Below are 20,061 nucleotides of genomic sequence, written 5' to 3' on the forward strand. Positions count from 1 at the left end.
ATCCGCCGCTACATCATCTGGCGGAACAAGCACGCCGCCGATCAGCGGCTACGCGAAGTCGTCACCAGGGCGAACGTTGCCTGATGCGGCACTAGCGAACCCGGCCCCCGCCCGCTCGCCCGTCCGCCCGAGCCGGTCCCCGGGCGGGCTCAGTCCGTGAGCGTGATCCGGATGCCGACGGTGCCGCGCTCGCCGCGCCGCAGCCGGCTGCCGAGCAGGGTGAGCACGCCGAGCAGGCCGTACTTCTGACGCAACAGGGTGCGGTAGGCGGAGGTGCGCTCGGGGCCGAGGATCTCGGCGGTGGCGGGGTACTGCTCGCCGGTCGGGCGGCCCTTGACGTCGCACGGGCCGACCAGCACGTCGGCGCGGTTGCGGATCCGCTTGACCTTCCAGGAGTCCGCGACCGTCCAGACGCCCAGCGCCTCCCCGTCACGCACCACCCACACCGGGGTCGGTACGGCGGTGCCGTCCTTCTTGTAGGTGGTGACGAGCAGGTAGCTCCCGGCGGAGAGCCGGACGATCCGGTCGAGCCGGGCCGCGGGGGAGGAGTCGGGCGTGGTCATGGCCGGAAGTCTAGGGCGTGTCCGACAATGCGCGCCTGGCGCGAATCGTCGGACACGCCCTGGGGCCGGGCGGCGCGGGACACCCGGCGGGGACGTCCGGCGGGGACGTCCGGCGAACGACGGCCACCGGTGCGGCCCGCCCGGCCGGGAAGTCGGCCTCGGTCACCGGGGTCCGCGGCCACGGGCGGTACGGGCGGAGCGGACCAGGGCGCGGGCCCGGCGGGTGAGGCCGCGCCAGCCGCGCCCGCCGACGCCGCGGAGGGCGGTCCTGCCGCCGCCGGACCCCGGGGCGGCCGCGGGTTCGCCCGGCGCTGTGCGGCGGCGGGCGGCGACCCAGGAGATGGCCCAGGCGGCGAGGGCGGTGCCCAGGATGGCGGCGGTCCAGACGGCGGGGGCGAGGCCGAAGCCGGATCCGTCGGCCGCCGGCGGGCGGGACCCGGGCGGCAGCTGCTCGTCGGCCTCGGACCGGACCCGGGCCGTGGCACTGGGGGAGGACGCGGCGGTGTCGTCGACCAGCTTGCCGACCGGCTGGACCTTCCCGGCGGCCGCGAAGCCCCAGTCGAGCAGGCTGGCGGCCTCGTCGTACACCCTGCCCTGTGCGTCGGGGTGCATCACCGTCACCAGCAGGGTGCGGCCGCCGCGGGTGGCGGCGCCGGTGAAGGTGGCGCCCGCCTTGGTGGTGTAGCCGTTCTTGACGCCGATCAGGCCGGGGTACTTGCCGAGCAGCCGGTCGGTGTTGGCGATGTCGAAGCTGATGCGCTGGCCGGTGACCTTGTCCAGCCCGCCGGGGAAGCGTGCGGTGCGGGTGGAGCAGTAGGACCGGAAGTCGGCGTTGCGCAGCCCGGCCCGGGCGAAGAGCGTGAGGTCGTAGGCGGAGGAGACCTGGCCGTCCATGTCGTAGCCGTCGGGGGAGAGCACCTTGGTGTCGCCGGCCTGGAGCGTCCGGGCGCGCTCCTGCATCTCGGCGACGGTCTGCTCGATGCCGCCGTTCATGTGGGCGAGCACGTGGACGGCGTCGTTGCCGGAGCTGAGGAACACGCCCCGCCAGAGGTCCTCGACCCGGTACGGCAGGTTCTCCTTGACCCCGACCAGGCTGCTGCCGACGCCGAGGCTGGCGAGCTCGGCCGGGGTGACCTGGTGCTCCAGCGCCCGGTCGAACTTGGGCAGCACGGTGTCCGCGAACAGCATCTTGAGGGTGCTGGCCGGAGGCAGCGGCAGGTGGGCGTCGCGGGCGGCGAGCACCTCGCCGGTGGACGCGTCGGCGACCAGCCAGGAGCGGCCGGTCAGCTGGGACGGCAGCGCGGGTGCCCCGGCCAGCAGCGCGACCTGGACGGCCGGGCGGCCGAGCCGCTCCCCGCCCACGGCGGGGACGGCGTCCCGGGCGAGGGCGGACGGGGCGACGGCCGTGAGCACCAGGGCGGAGGCGGTGGCGCCGACCGCGACCCTGGTGACGGAACGTTTCTTCTGCGCCGCGTGGGTGGGGAGCACACGGCGAACGTAACCCGGGCCGCCGCCGGGGCGCCGGGCCTGCTGCTCCGTCCGGAGCCACTCGGGGCGGGGACGACTTTGGTGGCGCAGGACCGCACCGAAAGTCGGATGTCCGGCCGTGGGCGGCTTCCTAGGCTCGGGGGCATGAAGACCCTGCTCGGCTACCTCGGTTTCGTGTTGATCGTCGGCGGCGCCTCCGGCCTGGTGTCCGGCTGGGTCGCCGGCTTCCGGCTGTTCGGTTTCGTCCGGTTCCTGGTACCGGAGGGCCACGAGACCGCCGGGTACGCCGTCCTGGTGGCGCTCGGCGTCCTGCTGGCGATCCCCGCCGCCCGGCGGGGTTAGGGGGTCTCCGAAGGGGCCTCCGCCGACGGCTGCCGCGCTGACGGTTCCCCCACTGCCGGTTCCTCCGCCGATGACTGTCGCACCGCGATGCCGTCGAGGAGCACGGCGAGCCCGCTGCGGAAGGCCTCCCGGTGGCTGTCCTGCGGGGCGCCGCCGCCCGTGCTCTGCAGGGCCACGAGCAGCGGGAAGCGTTCCGCGAAGTCCGGTGCCAGCTCGGCGAGTCTGGCGGAACGGTCGGCCCACCACTCCTCGTCGGCGACCCCGGTCGCGGCCGCCGCGCCGCGCGCGTCGGCGGTGGCGGCGGCCAGGCCGCGGACGAACTGCCAGAGCGCGGCGACCGCCCCGCGCAGCCGCAGCGGCGACAGCCCGGCCGGTCGCAGCGCGCCCAACAGCGCTTCCATCGCCGCCAGTTCGGCCGGGCCGAGGACCGGGCGGGCCTGCGAGACCTGGAGCACCCAGGGGTGGCGCAGGTAGCAGGCGTACAAGTCCTCGGCCCAGGCGGTGACGGCATCCCGCCAACTGTCCGACGCCCGCCGCCCGGTGGGGATTTCGGCGAGCGCCCGGTCGTGCATCAGGTCCAGGAGTTCGGCCTTGCCGGGCACGTAGGTGTAGAGCGCCATCGCGGTCCGGCCGAGCCGTTCGCCCACGGCGCGCATCGAGAGCGCGGCCATGCCCTCGGCGTCGGCGACCGCGATTCCGGCGGACACGATCGCGTCCACGCTCAGGCCCGGCTTGGGGCCGCTGCGCCCGGCGCGCGGTTCCTCGGGTGCGCCCCAGAGCAGGGCGAGCGAGCGGTGGGCGTCGCCCTGCCCGGCATAGACGGTCATCCGGCATCTCCTTATGGCGTAAAGTATCGTCGCGACGTCAACTCTTTATGCCGTAAGGTTACCAACCGAAGGGGTTTCGCGATGACATTGCCCGTCACCTTCGTCGAGGTCGTCGAGGTCCGCCGGATCACGCCCCGCACCGCCCGGATCACCTTCGCCGCCGAGGAACTGCCCGACGCCGTCGGCACCGCCCCCGACCAGCAGCTCAAGCTCTGCTTCCCGCGCCCCGGGCAGCGCGAGCCGCTGCTGCCCGTCCGGCAGGACGACCCGACGGACTGGTACCGGGCCTACCTGGCGATCCCCGAGGAGCAGCGCCCGCTGCTGCGCAGCTTCACCCTGCGCGGCCGCCGCCCCGGCACCCGGCTGGTCGAGATCGACTTCGCGCTGCACGGCGACACCGGCCCGGCCGCCGCCTGGGCCCTGCGCGCCGCGCCGGGGGACCGGCTCGGGATGGTGGGCCCCTCCGCGTTGTACGCCCCGTCGGTGCCGTTCGCCGAGGTCGCGGCGGCCGCCGACTGGGTGCTGCTGGCCGGGGACGAGACCGCGCTGCCGGCGCTCGCGACGCTGGTCGGGGCGCTGCCCGAGGGGGTGCGGGCGTACGCGTGGATCGAGGTCGCCGACCGGGCGGAGCGTCAGGAGCTGGCGAGCCGGGCCGAGCTGGAGGTGGTGTGGCTGTACCGCGACGGGGCGGCTCCGGGCGCCGCGCTGGCCGAGGCGTTCCTGGGCGGTGTGCTGCCGGCCGGCGAACCCTTCGTCTGGCTGGCCGGGGAGGCGGGGGCGGTCCGGGCGATCCGGCGGCACCTGGTCGAGCGGGAGGGGGTGCAGAAGGAGAACATCGACTTCACCGGCTACTGGCGCCACCGGCTGACCCAGGACGACGCGCCGACCGCCGAGGACCTGGCGGACGCTCAGGAGCGGGCGGCCGGGTACTGACCAGGGGGAACGGGACCGGATCCGCTCGGGGCCGATCGGCTGAAAGATGCGGATTCGGCCCGATTTCCTCCCTGAATTTTACTGATTGATGGTCAACTTTACTTTCTGATGGGGATTTACCCCCTTGTCGTGATCCTCTCAGGTGCGTTGGAATGCGTCAGCTATCCATTCGACTGCCCATCTGACGAGAGGATTTATATGATCGGCTGGCGCAAAACCCAGCTATCAGCCGCCGTCACGGTCACCGCCGCGTCCATGGTCCTGAGCCTCGGGACCATCGCGAGCGCGGCCCCGGCCCCCGACCCGCAGAACACCCGGGCGGCGTCCGCGGACGGGGCACCGGTGCCGGTGATCGTGATCCTGAAGGACCAGGTCGCGGACGCCCCGGCCGACCACGGCCACCTGGGCGCCCGGCAGCAGAAGACCGCCTCCGCGCAGGCGCCGCTGCTGAACAAGGTCAGGGCGGGCGGCGGCACCGACATCAAGAGCTTCGTGGTCGGCAACGCTTTCTCGGCCACGGTCAGCCCCGCTCTGCGCGCCCAGCTCCAGGCGGACCCGGCCGTCTCCTCCGTGGTGGCGGACACCCAGGTCCAGGTCGCCCCACCGGCCGCCACCAAGGCGAAGGCGGCCAAGGACGCCGCCGCCGGTGCCGGCGCCAAGGCCCCCAAGGCCGACGCCGCCGCGCAGGCCGTTACGGGCAGCAACGGTCAGGGCGCCGAGGAGAACGCGACCAACACGGTCTGCCCCTCCGACCCGGGCAAGCCGCTGCTGGAGCCCGAGGGCCTGTACTCCACCCGGGCCGTCACCGGCAACGGCAAGCCCGGCGTGGAGGACCTGGCCACCGGCAAGGGCGTCAAGGTCGCCTACATCGCGGACGGCCTCGACCCGAACAACCCGGACTTCATCCGGGCCGACGGCTCGCACGCCGTGGTCGACTACCAGGACTTCGCGGGCGACGGCTGGGACGCGCCGACCGGCGCGGCCGAGGCCTTCGGCGACGCCTCGGCGGTCATCGCCCAGGGCCGCCAGGTCTACGACGTCTCCAAGTTCGTCAACTCCTCGCACCCGCTGCCGGCCGGCTGCAACATCCGCATCCGCGGCCTCGCCCCGGACGCCGACCTGGTCGCGCTGAAGGCCGGCGGCGAGATGATGTCCAACTCCTCGATCCTGCAGTCGATCGACTACGCGGTGCGGGTCGCCCACGTCGACGTGCTGAACGAGTCCTTCGGCGGCAACGTCACCCCGGACAGCGGCGCGCACGACACCATCTCGCTCTTCAACGAGCAGGCCGTCAAGGCCGGTGTCACCGTCGCCGTCTCCAGCGGTGACGCCGGGCTCAGCGGGACCGTCGGCACCCCGGCCACCGACCCGTACGTGATCGCGGTCGGCGCCTCCACCGACAACCAGAACTACCAGCAGACCGGTTACGCGGCCTCCAAGTTCTCCAACGGGACCTGGAGCGACAACCGCATCTCCGCGCTCTCCTCGGGCGGCTTCACCCAGGCCGGCCGGACCGTCGACCTGGTCGCGCCCGGCGAGTCGGACTGGGCGCTGTGCACGCCCGACACCGCCAAGTACACCGACTGCACCGGCTACAACGGCCAGCCCTCGCCGATCCAGCCGTTCGGCGGCACCAGCCAGTCGGCCCCGTTCGTCACCGGCGCCGCGGCCCTGGTCATCCAGGCCTACCGCGACACCCACGGCGGCGACTCGCCGTCCCCGGCACTGGTGAAGAAGTTCCTCACCGGCACCGCCACCGACCTCGGCGTGCCGGCCGAGGAGGAGGGCGCCGGCCTGCTGAACGTCCGCGCCGCCGTCGAGGCCGCCCGCGGCTACGACGACGGGGACGGCACCGACGGCGCCAGGACCGTCGTGGTCGACACCGGCCAGATCGACATCGCCGGCACCCCCGGCTCGACCCACACCGCCGACGTGACCGTCACCAACACCGGTGACAGCACCCAGACGGTGAGCGCCGCGACCCGCAGCTTCGTCCCGCAGTCGGGCAGCCGGCAGACCGTCCAGCTGGACCCGTCCTCGAAGGACACCTTCAAGTACGCGACCAACGGCGCGGACTGGGTGCAGAAGCAGGTCAAGTTCACAGTCCCGGCCGGCGCCGACCGCCTTGCGGCCTCGATCGCCTGGCAGGGCGCCCCCAACCCGGTCACCAACGGCCCGGTGGTCCGCATGACGCTGCTCGACCCCTCGGGCCGCTTCGAGACCAACACCCGTCCGCAGGGCGGCGCCACCCCGGCGAACTACGGCCTGGTGGACGTCCCGCACCCGGTGGCCGGCGAGTGGACCGCGATCCTCTACACCCCGGCCGGCAAGGCCGGCTACAGCGGCGCCGTCCAACTCGGCACCGCCACCCAGCGCGCGGTGCCGGCCGGCGCCGTGAGCCCGAACACCACCGACCTGAAGCCGGGCCAGACCAAGACCCTCAAGGTCCAGCTCACCACCCCGGCCACCAGCGGCGACTCCAGCGAGGCCGTCCTGGTCTCCGGCTCCAACGGGAACACCACCAGCGTCCCGGTCGTGCTGCGCAGCCTGGTGCCGGTCAACCAGGGCAAGGGCACGTTCACCGGCACCATCACCGGTGGCAACGGCCGCAGCGCCTCGCCGACGCAGAGCTTCTCGTACGCCTTCGACGTCCCGAAGGGCCAGCGGGACCTGCGGGTCGGCCTGACCGTCGCCAAGGACCCGAAGCTGCTCATGCAGGGCGCGCTGATCAGCCCGAACGGCACCCCGGTCGACATCGAGGGCAACGGGCAGTTCGACGCCCAGGGCAACCTGGCCGGCACCGGCAACGGCGTCTCGGCCACCGCCGTCAACCCGGCCGCCGGCCGCTGGCGGTTCGTCCTGAACGTGCTCGGCCCGGTCAGCGGCCAGGAACTCGCCCAGGACTTCACCGGCACCGTCGCGTTCAACCAGAACCAGGCCACCGCGGCCGGTCTGCCGAACGACCCGCGCACCGGGCTGGCGGCCGGCAAGCCGGTCACCGTCCAGGTGAACTACACCAACAACACCGTCGCGACCCAGCGGATCGCGGCCGACGGCCGACTGGACCGCCGGGTGGACGTGCCGCTGGTGCCCCAGGGCTCCTCGGCGACCGTCAGCCTGCCGCTGAGCCTCAGCTCCGCCGTGCCGTCCTTCCTGGTGCCCCCGGGCACCGACCGGCTCAAGGCTGTGGCGGCGTCCTCGACGCCGGCGCAGATCGAGCTGAGCGCCACCACCGGCTCGCCGGACCTGTTCGGCGACCTGAAGAAGGCCCAGGACGGCTCGACCGTCTCGGTGGTGACCGACAACGGCACCCCCGAGCAGCCGGTCGTCCCCGGCACCTGGGGCACCTTCGTCCAGCAGATCGGCCCGTTCGGCAGCGGCTCCGCGCCGGCCGGCACCTCCACCATCACGGCCACCGCGCACACCCAGGCCTTCGACCCGGCGCTGACCTCCAGCACCGGTGACCCGTACGCCGCCTCGGTGAACGCCTCGGCCGCGGCCGCCACCCCGGTGACCGTCGCCCCCGGCGCCACCGGTTCGCTCCAGGTGACGCTGACCCCGACCGGCCCGAAGGGCAGCACCGTCAAGGGCGTGCTGTACCTGGTGTCCGGCCCGACCGGCGTGGCCACCGCCAACAACGTCCTGAACACCACCGGTTCGGTGCTCGCGGCGATCCCGTACAGCTACACCGTGAACTGACGAAACGTCAACTCGACTGAGACCGAGGCCGTCCCGGAGTTCCGGGGCGGCCTCGGCCGGTTCCGGTGGGCCGGGTTCCGCGGAAACCTTCGGGTGCCGCCGGTCGTTGGGCCGGGCAGGGGCCGTTGCGGCCCGACCGACCGACCAGGGAGCGGGAGTTGAACGACGCGATCAAGCACGGCGAGGTCGAGGTCAACGGCGTACGGCTGCACTACGCGGAGCAGGGCGAGGGGCCGCTGGTCCTGCTGCTGCACGGCTTCCCGGAGAGCTGGTACTCCTGGCGGCACCAGTTCGCGCCGCTCGCCGAGGCCGGGTACCGGGTCGTCGCGCCGGACCAGCGCGGCTACGCCCGCAGCTCCCAGCCCGAGCAGGTGGACGCCTACACCCTGCTGCACCTGGTCGGCGACGTGACCGCGCTGATCGGCGCACTGGGCGAGGAGCGCGCCGTCGTGGTCGGCCACGACTGGGGCGCGCCGGTGGCCTGGACCACCGCGGCGCTGCGGCCCGACCTGGTGCGCGGGGTGGCCGGACTGAGCGTGCCGCCGCTGCCGGTGGGCGGGCCGCGGCCGCTCGAGGCCGCCCGGGCGGCCTTCGGGGAGGGCTTCTACCAGGTCTACTTCCAGGAGCCCGGCAAGGCCGACGCCGAGCTGGCCGCGGACGTCAAGTCCAGCCTGCGGCGCATCCTCTGCGGCAAGCAGCCGGACGGCGTGCCGCGGCCGTGGATCGTCCCCGAGGGCGGGAAGCTGCTGGACACCGTCCCGGAGCCGGAGCGGCTGCCCGGCTGGCTCACCGACGAGGACCTGGACGTCTTCACGGCCGACTACGCCGCCCACGGTGAGCGCGCCTTCACCGGCGGCCTCAACTGGTACCGCAACCTCGACCGCAGCGCCGAACTCCTGGCCGCCTTCAGCGGGGTGACGGTCGAGGTGCCCGCGCTGTTCGTGGTGGGCGAGCAGGACCTGGTCAACGCGCTGGTCCCGCGCCCGGTGCTGGACCACCTGTTGGGCCGGCTGCCCAGGCTGCACGGCCACGTCCGGCTGCCGGACACCGGGCACTGGACGCAGCAGGAGCGCCCGGCCGAGGTCACCGAGGCGCTGCTGGACTTCCTGGCGCACCTGGACAAGTAGTCGGGCCGGGCGCCGTCCGCAGTCGTCGGCCGCGGCCGACGACTGCGGACAGCCGCGGACGGCGTCAGACCGGCAGCAGGCGGGCGATCAGTTCGCCGAGGCGGCGGGCGTTGCGGCAGGAGTGCATCTCCACCACGCCCGCGTAGGCGAGCGCGGCGGAGTCGCCGGTCGGCCAGAGCGAGGGCTGCTCCGGGTTGAGCCAGAACACCCGGCGCGCCCGGCCGGCGATCCGGCGCAGCGCGTCCAGGTTGGGGTCGCGCTGGTTGTTCCTGGCGTCGCCGAGGACCAGCACGCAGGTGCGCGGGCCGACGGCGTCCAGGTGCCGCTCGGCGAACTCCCCGAACGCGGCGCCGTAGTCGCTGTTGCCGTGGTAGCCCGTCACCTTGGCCTCGGCGAGGATCCGGGCGGCCAGCCGCGCCGGGTCGTCGCCGCCGCGCAGCAGTCCGGTGACCTCGGCGGTGCGGTTGACGAAGGCGAACACCCGGACCTTGCTGAACTGTTCGCTCATCGCCTGCACCAGCAGCATGGTGAAGTCGGCGAAGCCGGCCACCGAACCGGAGACGTCGCACAGCAGCACCAGCTCCGGCCGGGCCGGGCGGCGCAGCCGGTAGGCGGGGCGCAGCGGCACCCCGCCGGTGGTCAGCGAACGGCGCAGGGTGCGGCGCAGGTCGATCTCGCCGCGGGCGGCGCGGCGGCGCCGGGCGGCCAGCCGGGTGGCCAGCTTGCGGGCCAGGGGGTGGACGGTGCGGCGCAGTTCCGCGAGCTGGGTGCGGCCGGCGTAGAGGAAGTCGACCAGGTCGGTGGTCGGGGCGACGGCGCGTTCGGCGATCCGCTCGGGGCCGCGCAGCTCGGCGACCCGGCGGCGGGCCTCGCCGGCGGCCATGGCGCGGAAGTCCCGGATGCGGCGGCGGATCTCGTCGGCGAGCACCCGGTCGGAGAGGTCCCGGGTGTTCTGCCCCTCGCGCAGGGCGGCGAGGACGCGGGCGAGCAGGGTGTCGGGGGCGAGCCGGCCGAGCGCCTGCTGGGCGGACCAGCCGTCGGAGCCGGGCGAGCTGCCGACGCCGTACCGGCCGAAGGCCTCCAGCACCTCGCCGGCCAGCCGGGCCTGGGCGGCGCGGTCGTCGGCGGCCAGCGCGGCGGCGAGCCGGTCGCGCAGTTGATCGCGCAGCGGATCGGGGCGGCCGAAGCGCGGCGGCTCCGGGTCGTCCGGGATCGGCGGCGGGTCGGCCCGCACGGCCTCCGGGGTGCCGACGCCGAGCGGGAAGAACAGGTCGAAGGTGGCGTCGAAGACCGCCCGCTGGCTCTGCGAGCGCAGCAGGGCGGCGGCCAGGCCGGCCCGCATCGGCTCGCGGTCGGTGAAGCCGAGGACGTCCAGGACGGCGGCGGCGTCCACCGTCTCGGCCGGGCCGATCGGCAGGCCGTGGCCGCGCAGGGCGCGGACCAGGCCGGTGAGGCGGGCGGCGGTGTCGGCTTCCGGGGGCGGCGTCGTCACGCGAGGGTGAGCTTCTGGGCGGCCGTGCGGACGTCGTCCTGGTGCTTGAGGATCACCCCGAGGGTGTCCCGTACGACGGCGTCGTCCAGGGTGTCGGCGCCGAGGGCCAGCAGGGTGCGGGCCCAGTCGATGGTCTCGGCGACGGACGGCGCCTTGCGCAGCTCCATCGCGCGCAGCGCGCCGACCACCCGGACCAGCGACTCGGCCAGCGTCTCGTCCAGCCCGGGCACCTTGAGCCGGACGATCTGGCGCTCCAACTCGGCCTCGGGGTAGGCGAGGTGGAGGAAGAGGCAGCGGCGGCGCAGCGCCTCGGAGAGCTCGCGGGTGGCGTTCGAGGTGAGCAGGACGAAGGGGCGGCGGCTCGCGGTGATGGTGCCGAGCTCGGGGACGGTGACCTGGAAGTCGCTGAGCACCTCCAGCAGCAGCGCCTCCACCTCGACGTCGGCCTTGTCCATCTCGTCGATCAGCAGCACGGTCGGCTCCTCGCCGCGGATCGCGGTGAGCAGCGGGCGGGTGAGCAGGAACTCCTCGCCGAAGATGTCGGTGCGGGCGTCCTGCCAGCCCTCGTCGCGGCCGGCGGTGATCCGCAGCAGCTGCTTGGCGTGGTTCCACTCGTAGAGCGCGCGGGCCTCGTCGATGCCCTCGTAGCACTGGAGCCGGACCAGCCGGGCGCGGCCGATATCGGCGACGGCCTTGGCGAGTTCGGTCTTGCCGACCCCGGCCGGGCCCTCGACCAGCAGCGGCTTGCCGAGCCGGTCGGCGAGGAACACGGTGGTGGCCACGGAGGTGGAGGCCAGGTAGCCGGTGGCGGCCAGCTGTTCGGCGGCGTCCGCCACCGAGGTGAAGAAGCCCGTGCCGTTGTCGCTCATCCGTCTGCCCCGTTCCGGTTCGCCGTCTCCGTGCGGCGCCACCCTACCGGCCGGTCACTTCGCTGTCTCGGGTTCGTCGGCTCGGCGTCCGTTGGCTCGGGGTCGTGGGTTCGGCGTTCGTTGTCTCGGGTTCGTGGGCGTCGGATGGCGCGGTGGCTTCGGTGCGGTGCCGGGGCAAGGCGGTGCGGCGGCGTACGGCTCCGGTGAGGGTGCCGTACGCCGCCGTCGTCACGACGGGCCGGGTGGGCCCTGGTGTCAGTTGACGAAGAGGACCGGCTGGCCGGGGGCGGTGATGTCGATGACCTGGCCGTAGGTCGCGCTGAAGAAGCCGGTCGAGAAGCACAGGCTCGGGCCGGAGACCAGCGTGAACGGCTGGCCGGAGAAGCCGATGGTGTTGCCGGTGTTCGAGGTGGTGCCGTTGATCCCGGTGCTGTTCTGGTAGTTGCAGTTGATGCTGCCCAGGATGGTGTTGAGCACCACCGTGGTGCCCATCACGCCGGCCGCGCCGGGGGTGAGCTTGACCGGGTTGCCGGGCGCGTCGCTGACCGTGTTGGTGAACGGCAGGCTGGTGACGCTGATGCTCTTGACGCCGGTGACGCCGACGACGTTGGAGGTGCAGGACCCGAAGGTCTGGGTGTCGAGCCGCTCGACGGCGCTGCCCGGCGCGGCCGGGTTGGAGGTGACGGTCGCCGAGAAGGAGGAGGCGGCACACTTGACGCCGGTCGTCCCGGTGGCGCTGTTGTAGAAGGTCGCGTAGGTGCCGGAGACCAGGTTGGCGGTCAGTACGTCGCCGACGGCGACGGCCGGGCCGCTCGGGCTGCCGGTGGTCAGGACCGCGCCGGCGGCCTGGGCGGGGGCGACGGCCGCGCCGGTGAGGGCGAGCGAGGCGAGTGCTGCGGTGGCGAGGGTGCGGCTGATGCGCATGAGGGTGCCTCTCTCCGTCCGGTGGACGGGTGGGGGAATCCCCGCGTGCGGGTGTGGTGGTGTGCACGGCGGGGGAGGTGCATGGCGTACCGGGGGCTTCGTACCGGCGGCCGGTGCCGAACACCGCTTCGGAGGACCGGAGTTGCGGGCGTCGTCCGATGGGCTTCGGCACAGGCCGAGGGGCGGGCGGGCCCGGCGCCACGGGCCCGTCCGTGTGGTACGGCGGTGCGGACGTACGCGAGGGTGGGCGCGTACGGCGGTGCGGTGGTACGACAGTGCGGTGGTGCGGTGGTGCGACCTTGCGGTGGAACTGCGGTGCGGTGGTGCTGACGTGCGTACGGGCGGCGGCGTGGACACCAGCGGCACTGCGCCGTTCGGTCGGGGACGTGCGGTGCCGTGGGGCACGTGGACGGCTGCCACCGTCGCGTCCCCGCCTCCGCCGTGGTCCCGTGGCCTGGGCGTTCGCCCGGGCCGTCGGATCCCCGGAAGGTCCGTCCGGTGGTGGCCTGCTGGCCCACCGGTTGGAAACCTGTCAGTGTTGTAAACCCGGCGTATCGTCAATGTCAATACAGGACACAGGAGTTGGTGATGGATCGGAACTACCTCCGCGAAGCCGACGTGGTCCTGCTGCCGGGTGCCAGGACCGGCCGCGATCCGGCCCGCTCGATCAAGCCGGGGCCGCGCCGACTGCCCGCCGGCGTGATCGCCGCGACCCAGCGCGAACGGTTGCTGGACGGGCTGGTGCGGACCGTGGCCGAACGCGGCTACCAGCACGCCACGATCAGCGACATCTGCCGTGCGGCGGGCGTGACCAGGCCGGTCTTCTACGAGCTGTTCAGCGGAAAGGAGGACGCCTTCCTGGCCGCGCACCGGTACGGCACGGGCGTGGTGATCCGCCGGATGGTGGAGGCCTACGCGGCCGAAACCGACTGGTGCCGGGGCATCCGCAAGGGGCTCGGAGTGATGCTCCAACTCCTCTCGGGGACACCGGCGTTCGCGAAGATGGCGGTGATCGAGGTCGAGGCGGTCGGCCCGGCCGGGCGCCGGGAGCGGGCCCAACTGCTCACCAGGTTCCGCACGTTCTTCTCCGAGGTGCCCCAACTCCCGGGCGGGGTGGAGTCCAAGGAGATGGTGGACGCCGTGGTGGGCGGCGTCTACAGCGCCGTCTACCGGCGGATCGACTCCGGAAGGACCGAACAACTGCTGGAGATCCTGCCGGTGTTGAGCATGTTCTGCCTGTCGCCGTTCCTCGGCCCGGCGGAGGCGGCCGAGCGGCTGGGGGTGCGGGACTGGCCGAAGCGGGTCGCGGATTGGTGAAGAACCTTCGTGCACCCGTATTGACCCGACCAATACCGGGCAGTAGCTTCCCAGTTACTTACCGCGTGCTGACCGGAAGGACCCCGCTGCCGAGGGGTTGACGACCCGGTCACGCCGAAGAACGCTGTCCGCGCCAGGACAACGTGCCAAGTGCCTGCACACCCATCCACCCACAGGGAGCACACACATGGCCATGTCCGAGGACGCCGCCACGGCGGCCGAGGCCCCGCAGACGCCGGGCACGCCGAGAAGAGGCCGGGTCCGCCTCAAGCGCACCGCCCTGATGGCCGTCCCGGCCATCGCGGCCGGTGGCGTCCTGATGGCGCTCACCGCCCAGGGCGTGCTCGCCGCCCAGTTCTCCATCTCCGGCATGCCGTTCACCATCACCGCCGACAAGCTGGAGGGCGAGGGCTTCGCCCAGTTCGGCGCGCTGGACTCGATGATCCCCGACAGCCCCAACGCCGGCTCCACCGGCGGCCAGGTGCTGGTCGCGGTGTCGGCGATCAAGAAGGCCGAGATCACCAACCTCTGCCAGAGCGTCGACCTCGGCGGCATCAACCTGGTGATCCACGCGGGCGACGGCGGCACCCCCGTCTCCGCCAGCAACCTCACCACCGACTCCGACCTGCTCTCCGGCGACGCGGAGTTCACCAACATCGAGATCGGCGGCGACGCCAGCACGTACACCAAGGCCGGTCCGATCGGCAAGGGCGGCCCCGGCGTGTTCGGCCAGCAGGCCGACACCGTCAAGCTGACCCACCTGAACCAGCACAACTACGCGAGCACCGCCGCCGGGTTCAAGCTGCCCAACCTGCGGCTGAGCTTCAGCTCCACGGGCTGCTGACCATGACGGAGTCCGTACCGGAGCCGGCCGGCACCGGCGAGGGCACCGCGGCACGGGCCGAGGGGGTGGCCGCCGAGGGGACGGCGGCCACGCCCGCCCAGGCCGTGGCGGCCCCCGTCGCCGAGCCCGCCGCACACCCGGTCAAGAAGGACTGGCGGGGGCGGCGACCGTTCTGGGGCGGGCTGCTGGTGACGCTCGGCGGCGCCGAGATCCTGTTCACCCTGAAGGCCCCGCTGCCCGTCCTCCTGCACATCGGGATGGAGGGGCTGGCCGGGTACCTGGTGCCCGCGGTGATGGTGCTGTGCGGCCTGCTGATCCTGTTCAACCCGGCACAGCGGCTGTTCTACTCCATCCTCGCCGTGCTGGCCTCGCTGGCCACCTGGGTCACGTCCAACCTGGGCGGCTTCGTGGTCGGGATGATGCTCGGGGTGGTCGGCGCCTGCCTCACCTTCGGGTGGCTGCCCGAGCAGCCGCTGCGCCAGGGCCGGCAGCGGCGGCTGGAGCGCCGGGAGGCCCGCCGGGCGGCGGTCTGACGGCGGTGCCCCGGGTCCTGGTGGTGGGAGAGCACCAGGGCGTGGGGCACCCCGCCGTCGACGCGCCCGACGCGGGCGCTGCGCCCGCAGTGGTCCAGGGTGGTCCGGGGTCCGGGGGCGGGGTGGTCCGGGGTGGCCGAAACCATCCCGGACCGCACGCACCGAGGCAATGGGCCGAAGGTCCCGGGTCTCTCCGGGGCGATCGGCCCTTCTCGCGTTCGGCGGCCGGGCAGTTGACTGGACACGACATGGACCACAGCAGCAGCATGAGCACTGGCACCGCCGCCACCGCCGAGTACGACCGCCTGATCGCGCGCCATCACGCGATGCGCCTGCGACGCCAACTCCTCGCCCCGTCCTCCTCGGGCGGCGGCGACTTCGGGTACGGCGCCTACGGCGAGGACGGCGGCTACGACGGCGCCGCCGACCAGCACCTGATCCGGCGCGACCTCGACCTGATTTCCCCGCTCTCGGACCTGATCGACCACCTCTACGCGGTGATGTTCAGCCACCGCCCCTACCTGCGACCGATCTTCCCCGCCTCGATGGAGTTCCAGCAGCTCCACCTGGAACGGATCTTCCACCACCTGATCGACCACCTCGACCGCCCGGCCGAGCTGGAGCAGACGCTACGCCAACTCGGCCGCGACCACCGGAAGCTGGGCGTCCGGCCGGTGCACTACGAGGCCTTCGAGGAGGCCCTGTGCGCGGCCGTCCGGCACCGGGCCGGCGAGCGCTGGACCGAGGACCTGGAGGGCGCCTGGGTGCGGATGCTGCGCTTCGCCGTCGGCGCGATGGTGGCCGGCGCCGACTCCGCGCTCACCGAACCGCCGTACTGGCACGCCGTGGTGACCGGGCACGAGCGCCGCCGCCCCGACCTCGCCGTGCTGCGGGTGCGCACCGGCGAGCCCTACCCGTACCGGGCCGGGCAGTACGGCACCGTCGAACACCCGGCGCTGCCGCACACCTGGCGGCAGTACTCGATGGGCTGCGCCCCGCGGTCCGACAACGAGCTGGAGTTCCACGTCCGCCGCACCGGCCTCGGCGGGGTCAGCGCCGCCCTGGTCGACCACACCGCCATCGGCGACCGGCTGCGCCTCGGCCCGCCGCGCGGCAGCCTGCTGCCCGACGGCGACTCCCGAGACCTGCTGCTGATCGCGGGAGGTACCGGCCTCGCCCCGATGAAGGCGATCGTCGAGCAGCAGACCACCCAGCGGCCGACCGGCCGAAGGGTCCACCTGTTCGTCGGCGCCCGGGACCGCGGCGACCTCTACGACTGGCAGGCGCTGTCCGAACTCGGCCTGCACAAGCCGTGGTTGACCGTCACCCCGGTCACCGTCGGCGAACTCGCCGACGCCGTCGCGGCGGCCGGCGACTGGCGCGAGCACCTGGCCTGCGTCACCGGCCCTGTGGGCATGGTCGGCTCCGTCCGCACCCGGCTGGCGGAAGTCGGGATGCCGTCGACGCAGGTGCGGTTCGACCAGGCGCTCTTCCGCTGAGGACCGGTCGGCGCCGGATTGGCTTCGGCGCCGGTGTCGGCGTCAACGTCCGGGGCGACGTCCGGGTCAGCGGAAGCAGTAGGAGTCGGAGGAGGCGTCGCCGCCCGCCAGATGGGTCTGGTGGACGCGCAGACCCCGGAAGTCGGCGCCGTGCGGGAAGAAGCGCTCGTCCATGCTCAGCCCGCCGGCCTCCGGATCGGCGTCCAGCTTGACCATCCAGGGCTCGATGCCGTCCGGGTAGAACTGGTCGTCCCAGGCGCCGTAGAGCGAGTTGGTGAGGTAGAGCCGCCGGCCGTCCCGGCTGATCTCCACCATCTGCGGCGCCCCGCTCAGCGGACGGCCGGGCTCGGCCGGGTGCGGGGTGCGGGCGGCGATCCCGCCGAGCCGCACCGAGTCCGTCAGCCGGGGGTGGAACGGGTCCGAGACGTCGTACTGGAACAACTCGCCGGTGCCCCAGGCGGAGACGTACAGCCAGCGGTCGTCCACCGACAGGTTGATGTCGGTGACCAGCGGCGGCACCGCGCCGAACGGCTGCAGCGCGGGCGGCAGGTCCTCGGCCTTGGCCGGCTGGGCGGGGATCTCGATCACCTTGCGCGCGGTGAACGCCGGCCCCTCCCGGTACCAGAGCCAGATCGAGGAGGACAGGTCCTCGACGTTGGTGACCACCCCGACGAACCCCCACTCCGCCTGCGGGTCGTGCGCCGGACGCAGCTCCAGCACCATCTGGTACTGGTCGCCGAGGTCCACCCGCTGCAGGTGACGGCCGGAGTCCAGCTCCCAGAAGTGCAGCGCGTGGCCGTACTTGCGCCCGAGCAGGAGGTCCGGCACCACCCCGTCCTCGACCATCCGCGGGGTGCCCCACTCGCTGGTGATGCCCACGTTGGTGCCCAGGTGCCACCAGACGTCGTACGCGAACTGCTGCGGCCCGCGCTCGGTCTCCCAGGCGCGCAGCACGTCGAAGGTCGTGTGGTCGAGCAGCGCCACCCCGCCCGGGCCGTCGTCGCCCTCGCCGCTGCCGAGGCAGGAGAGGAAGACGCCGTCGGGGCCGCAGTGCAGGGTGTGCGGACGCGAGTAGCCGGCCTTGGCGGCGAGCTCCTCGGCCTCGATCGTCTTCACCAGCCGCGGGCGGACCGGGTCGGGCCGGGTGTCCAGCACGTGCAGCCGCGAGGAGCGCAGCCCGGGCAGCAGCAGGTAGCGCCGCTCCGGGTTCTCGTGGCAGGCGTGGGCGAGGGCGCTGGAGCAGGCGTTCCAGCCGAAGTGGTGCAACTCGTCGCCGAGCGTGGGCAGTTCGGCGAAGTTCAGGACCTTCCCGTAGCTCGCCGAGTCCGGATCGGTGTCGACGCTCAGCAACGCGTCCGGCTGCCGCCCCGACCGGTCGAATCCGGCCACGTACGCCAGCTTCTCCGGCGGAGCGGCGATCGCCTCGGCGGCCGAACGGTAGAGCGACGGATCGGTATGCCCGTGCTGCATGCAAACTCCCCAACTCGCCGTGTCCGTCCGGGAAGCGTTCCACAGAGACACCGGCGCACAGCAGGCGCACGAGGGGCGGACGGGGGCGGTACGGAGGCGGCCGGGGTGGCGGTCCGGTCGGGTGGTGGTCCGGAGGCGGCGGGTGGCGGTCCGGACGCGGTCGGGACGTGCGGGCGGCTACCCTCGGCCGGGTGCACAACAGCATTCGCGGGGGCGATTTCCACGCCCCGGTCGTCCAGGCGGACACCGCACACGTGACCGTCCCCGCCCGGCCGCCGACCATCTCGGGGCTGCCACCGCTCACCTCCGCCTTCACCGGGCGTGACCAGGACCTCGCCGAACTGCAGACCCTGTTGGCGTCGGACGGCCCGCCGACGGTCACGGTCACCGGCCTCGGAGGCATCGGCAAGACGACGCTGGCGATCGCGGCCGGCCACGCACTGCTCGACGCCGGCCGCTTCTCCCTGGCCATCTTCGTCGACCTCCGCGGTTATGACGAGACCCCGGTGGAGGTGGGGCGAGCCCTCGACGCCCTGCTCCGAGCCCTCGGCGTCCCCGCCGACCACATCCCCCCGGAGCCGCAGACCCGCGCCGCCCTCTACCGCGCCCAGCTGGAACGGCACGCCTGCGTCCTCGTCGTCGCCGACAACGCCTCCGCCGCGGAGCAGGTCCGTCTCCTGCAACCCCCGTCCACCCGCCACCGCCTCCTGGTCACCTCTCGCGAAACCCTCCCCAGCCTCGGCGCCCGCCTCCACCGCCTCGGCGTCCTCGCCCCCGAGGCGGCCACGGCCCTCCTCGACACCGCGTTGCGCGCCGCCCGGGCGGACGACGACCGCGTCGCGGCCGACCCGGCAGCCGCCCAGCGGATCGCGAAGCTGTGCGGTCACCTCCCGCTCGCCCTGCGCCTCGCCGCCGCCCAGCTCGTCCTGGACCCGCACCTGCGCCCGGAAGAACTCGCCGACGACTTGGTCGTCGGTACGGACTGCCTCGACCTGCTGTGCGACGGCGACATCGGCATCCGTCTCACCTTCGAGCGCTCCTACCGTCGTCTCACCCCCGAGCAGGCCGAGCTCTTTCGCTTCCTCTCGATCTGCGTCGGACGCGATGTTCCGACCCAAGCCGGGGCGGCGCTCATCGGCAGGAAGGTCCGAGCGGCCCGTGCCCTGTTCGCCCAACTGGCCGGTACTGCGCTGATCGAGCAGAGCCCGGGAGGCGGTCGGTGGTACATGCACGACCTCGTCCGGTCGTACGCCTTGGAACGACTGGTGGAGGATCCGGAGCTGGGCGCACTCGGTCTGAGCCGCTTCACGGAGTACTACGTGATGACCGCTCATGCTGCCAACCGGCGGGTCATGTCGAGGCCCGATCGCTCCGGTGGTGATCTCTTTCCGGAACGGGCCGCCGCTCTGGCGTGGTTGGACGACGAGCGGGCGAACATGGTGGCCATGACGTTGGCCATGGCGCAGGCCGGAATCCACAGAGGGGTGGTCCGCCTCTCCTCCGTCGTGATGCCCGGCTTGATCCACAGTGGTAGCGCCGAGATGGCGATGGCCGTATCGGAGGCGGCACTGAGGGCTACAGGTTCGGTCGATTCGGATGCGGACGAAGCCGACGAAGCGAATGCGTGGAACAACTACGGCACTTCGCTCCGCCTCGCGGGACGCTTCGAAGAATCGGTCGAAGCCTATCGACGCGCTCTCGCCATCTCGCCCGACCGCCACGGCTCGGTGAGTCAGATGATTGCGTTGATCAATCTGGGCGAGGTGCTGCGGACGGCCGGTCGCCCCGGGGAAGCCCTTGAGCTGCTCGAACATGTCCGCGCGCTCTGCCGGGAGTGTGGCGACCGGAAGTGCGAGGTCATCGCCTGGGAGAGCGCGGAATCGGCGCTTCGTGTGCTGGGCCGGAACGACGAGGCGGCCCAGGCCCGGGAGCGTGCCCGCGCCATCCTCCTGACCCTGGGCGTGGAGGGAGCGGATTCCCGGGACGGCGATGAGCCCAGTACCACCCGTGCCACCCTTGGGGCCGCCGGGCAGATCACCTGGTGACACCCCGCCGCCGAGCGCCCCGCAGCTACCGGCCGGTATGGTCGGGGGCGGAAACAGGTGGTCACCTGCCGAGAGGGCAGGCGGAACAG

Annotated in this window: 16 protein-coding genes and 1 pseudogene; 10 read left to right on the forward strand and 7 right to left on the reverse strand. The window is 73.1% G+C overall.

The features are described from left to right. Nucleotides 1-84: pseudogene (locus ACWDBB_RS27205) on the forward strand (transposase); the annotation flags it as partial. Between the two features lie 65 nt (nucleotides 85-149). On the opposite strand, the gene ACWDBB_RS27210 reads toward ACWDBB_RS27205, so the two are convergent. Then, complete coding sequence (locus ACWDBB_RS27210) at nucleotides 150-563, reverse strand: PPOX class F420-dependent oxidoreductase (RefSeq protein WP_392871343.1); 414 nt, start codon at nucleotides 561-563, stop codon at nucleotides 150-152. A 162-nt stretch (nucleotides 564-725) separates the two neighbouring features. After that, nucleotides 726-2,051 (reverse strand): D-alanyl-D-alanine carboxypeptidase family protein, encoded by a 1,326-nt coding sequence (locus tag ACWDBB_RS27215; RefSeq protein WP_449792107.1) that lies wholly within the window; start codon nucleotides 2,049-2,051, stop codon nucleotides 726-728. A 144-nt stretch (nucleotides 2,052-2,195) separates the two neighbouring features. Between ACWDBB_RS27215 and ACWDBB_RS27220 the strand changes: the two genes are divergently transcribed. Then, nucleotides 2,196-2,393, forward strand: a complete 198-nt coding sequence (locus ACWDBB_RS27220) for a hypothetical protein (RefSeq protein WP_392871349.1) — start codon at nucleotides 2,196-2,198, stop codon at nucleotides 2,391-2,393. Here the strand turns inward: ACWDBB_RS27220 and ACWDBB_RS27225 are convergent. Beyond that, nucleotides 2,390-3,220, reverse strand: a complete 831-nt coding sequence (locus ACWDBB_RS27225; protein WP_449792108.1) for a TetR/AcrR family transcriptional regulator — start codon at nucleotides 3,218-3,220, stop codon at nucleotides 2,390-2,392. The two genes, ACWDBB_RS27220 and ACWDBB_RS27225, sit on opposite strands and share 4 nt — an antisense overlap. 81 nt (nucleotides 3,221-3,301) lie before the next feature. Between ACWDBB_RS27225 and ACWDBB_RS27230 the strand changes: the two genes are divergently transcribed. The 3 genes from ACWDBB_RS27230 (at nucleotide 3,302) to ACWDBB_RS27240 (ending at nucleotide 8,979) form a co-directional block, all read left to right on the forward strand. Further along, complete coding sequence (locus ACWDBB_RS27230; RefSeq protein ID WP_449792109.1) at nucleotides 3,302-4,153, forward strand: siderophore-interacting protein; 852 nt, start codon at nucleotides 3,302-3,304, stop codon at nucleotides 4,151-4,153. 198 nt (nucleotides 4,154-4,351) lie between these two features. Then, complete coding sequence (locus ACWDBB_RS27235; RefSeq protein WP_449792110.1) at nucleotides 4,352-7,852, forward strand: S8 family serine peptidase; 3,501 nt, start codon at nucleotides 4,352-4,354, stop codon at nucleotides 7,850-7,852. Nucleotides 7,853-8,010: 158 nt separating this feature from the next. Beyond that, entirely contained in the window at nucleotides 8,011-8,979 is a 969-nt protein-coding gene (locus tag ACWDBB_RS27240; RefSeq protein WP_449792111.1) for an alpha/beta fold hydrolase, read from the forward strand. 64 nt (nucleotides 8,980-9,043) lie between these two features. Here the strand turns inward: ACWDBB_RS27240 and ACWDBB_RS27245 are convergent, their stop codons facing one another. The 3 genes from ACWDBB_RS27245 to ACWDBB_RS27255 all read right to left on the reverse strand — a co-directional run bounded on the left by ACWDBB_RS27245 (nucleotide 9,044) and on the right by ACWDBB_RS27255 (nucleotide 12,264). Continuing rightward, a complete protein-coding gene (locus tag ACWDBB_RS27245) occupies nucleotides 9,044-10,471 on the reverse strand; it encodes a vWA domain-containing protein (RefSeq protein ID WP_449792112.1) in 1,428 nt (475 codons plus the stop codon). Further along, nucleotides 10,468-11,340 (reverse strand): AAA family ATPase, encoded by an 873-nt coding sequence (locus tag ACWDBB_RS27250; RefSeq protein ID WP_449792113.1) that lies wholly within the window; start codon nucleotides 11,338-11,340, stop codon nucleotides 10,468-10,470. Before ACWDBB_RS27250 ends, ACWDBB_RS27245 begins: the two co-directional genes overlap by 4 nt. Before the next feature lie 255 nt (nucleotides 11,341-11,595). Next, the gene (locus ACWDBB_RS27255; protein ID WP_449792114.1) at nucleotides 11,596-12,264 is read right to left on the reverse strand and encodes a Tat pathway signal sequence domain protein; all 669 of its coding nucleotides are present in this window, start codon (nucleotides 12,262-12,264) and stop codon (nucleotides 11,596-11,598) included. A 588-nt stretch (nucleotides 12,265-12,852) separates the two neighbouring features. On the opposite strand from ACWDBB_RS27255, the gene ACWDBB_RS27260 reads away from it, so the two are divergent. From ACWDBB_RS27260 to ACWDBB_RS27275, 4 genes are all read left to right on the forward strand, one after another. After that, the gene (locus tag ACWDBB_RS27260) at nucleotides 12,853-13,581 is read left to right on the forward strand and encodes a TetR/AcrR family transcriptional regulator (RefSeq protein ID WP_449792115.1); all 729 of its coding nucleotides are present in this window, start codon (nucleotides 12,853-12,855) and stop codon (nucleotides 13,579-13,581) included. Nucleotides 13,582-13,768: 187 nt separating this feature from the next. Next, nucleotides 13,769-14,425 (forward strand): DUF6230 family protein, encoded by a 657-nt coding sequence (locus ACWDBB_RS27265; protein ID WP_449792116.1) that lies wholly within the window; start codon nucleotides 13,769-13,771, stop codon nucleotides 14,423-14,425. A 2-nt stretch (nucleotides 14,426-14,427) separates the two neighbouring features. Next, the gene (locus ACWDBB_RS27270) at nucleotides 14,428-14,958 is read left to right on the forward strand and encodes a DUF6114 domain-containing protein (protein WP_449792117.1); all 531 of its coding nucleotides are present in this window, start codon (nucleotides 14,428-14,430) and stop codon (nucleotides 14,956-14,958) included. A gap of 266 nt (nucleotides 14,959-15,224) precedes the next feature. Further along, entirely contained in the window at nucleotides 15,225-16,457 is a 1,233-nt protein-coding gene (locus ACWDBB_RS27275) for a globin domain-containing protein (RefSeq protein ID WP_449792118.1), read from the forward strand. A gap of 66 nt (nucleotides 16,458-16,523) precedes the next feature. Here the strand turns inward: ACWDBB_RS27275 and ACWDBB_RS27280 are convergent, their stop codons facing one another. Then, nucleotides 16,524-17,927 (reverse strand): selenium-binding protein SBP56-related protein, encoded by a 1,404-nt coding sequence (locus ACWDBB_RS27280; RefSeq protein WP_449792119.1) that lies wholly within the window; start codon nucleotides 17,925-17,927, stop codon nucleotides 16,524-16,526. 191 nt (nucleotides 17,928-18,118) lie between these two features. Between ACWDBB_RS27280 and ACWDBB_RS27285 the strand changes: the two genes are divergently transcribed. Further along, nucleotides 18,119-19,972 (forward strand): tetratricopeptide repeat protein, encoded by a 1,854-nt coding sequence (locus tag ACWDBB_RS27285; RefSeq protein WP_449792120.1) that lies wholly within the window; start codon nucleotides 18,119-18,121, stop codon nucleotides 19,970-19,972. Nucleotides 19,973-20,061 lie beyond the last annotated feature (89 nt).

It is taken from the genome of Kitasatospora sp. NPDC001095, from assembly GCF_053598615.1.

Bases quoted from the DNA above. Each gene is read 5' to 3' on its own strand.
- ACWDBB_RS27210 (WP_392871343.1), bottom strand. From the start codon at position 563: ATGACCACGCCCGACTCCTCCCCCGCGGCCCGGCTCGACCGGATCGTC.
- ACWDBB_RS27220 (WP_392871349.1), top strand. From the start codon at position 2,196: ATGAAGACCCTGCTCGGCTACCTCGGTTTCGTGTTGATCGTCGGCGGC.
- ACWDBB_RS27225 (WP_449792108.1), bottom strand. From the start codon at position 3,220: ATGACCGTCTATGCCGGGCAGGGCGACGCCCACCGCTCGCTCGCCCTG.
- ACWDBB_RS27230 (WP_449792109.1), top strand. From the start codon at position 3,302: ATGACATTGCCCGTCACCTTCGTCGAGGTCGTCGAGGTCCGCCGGATC.
- ACWDBB_RS27235 (WP_449792110.1), top strand. From the start codon at position 4,352: ATGATCGGCTGGCGCAAAACCCAGCTATCAGCCGCCGTCACGGTCACC.
- ACWDBB_RS27250 (WP_449792113.1), bottom strand. From the start codon at position 11,340: ATGAGCGACAACGGCACGGGCTTCTTCACCTCGGTGGCGGACGCCGCC.
- ACWDBB_RS27255 (WP_449792114.1), bottom strand. From the start codon at position 12,264: ATGCGCATCAGCCGCACCCTCGCCACCGCAGCACTCGCCTCGCTCGCC.
- ACWDBB_RS27260 (WP_449792115.1), top strand. From the start codon at position 12,853: ATGGATCGGAACTACCTCCGCGAAGCCGACGTGGTCCTGCTGCCGGGT.
- ACWDBB_RS27265 (WP_449792116.1), top strand. From the start codon at position 13,769: ATGGCCATGTCCGAGGACGCCGCCACGGCGGCCGAGGCCCCGCAGACG.
- ACWDBB_RS27270 (WP_449792117.1), top strand. From the start codon at position 14,428: ATGACGGAGTCCGTACCGGAGCCGGCCGGCACCGGCGAGGGCACCGCG.
- ACWDBB_RS27275 (WP_449792118.1), top strand. From the start codon at position 15,225: ATGAGCACTGGCACCGCCGCCACCGCCGAGTACGACCGCCTGATCGCG.
- ACWDBB_RS27280 (WP_449792119.1), bottom strand. From the start codon at position 17,927: ATGCAGCACGGGCATACCGATCCGTCGCTCTACCGTTCGGCCGCCGAG.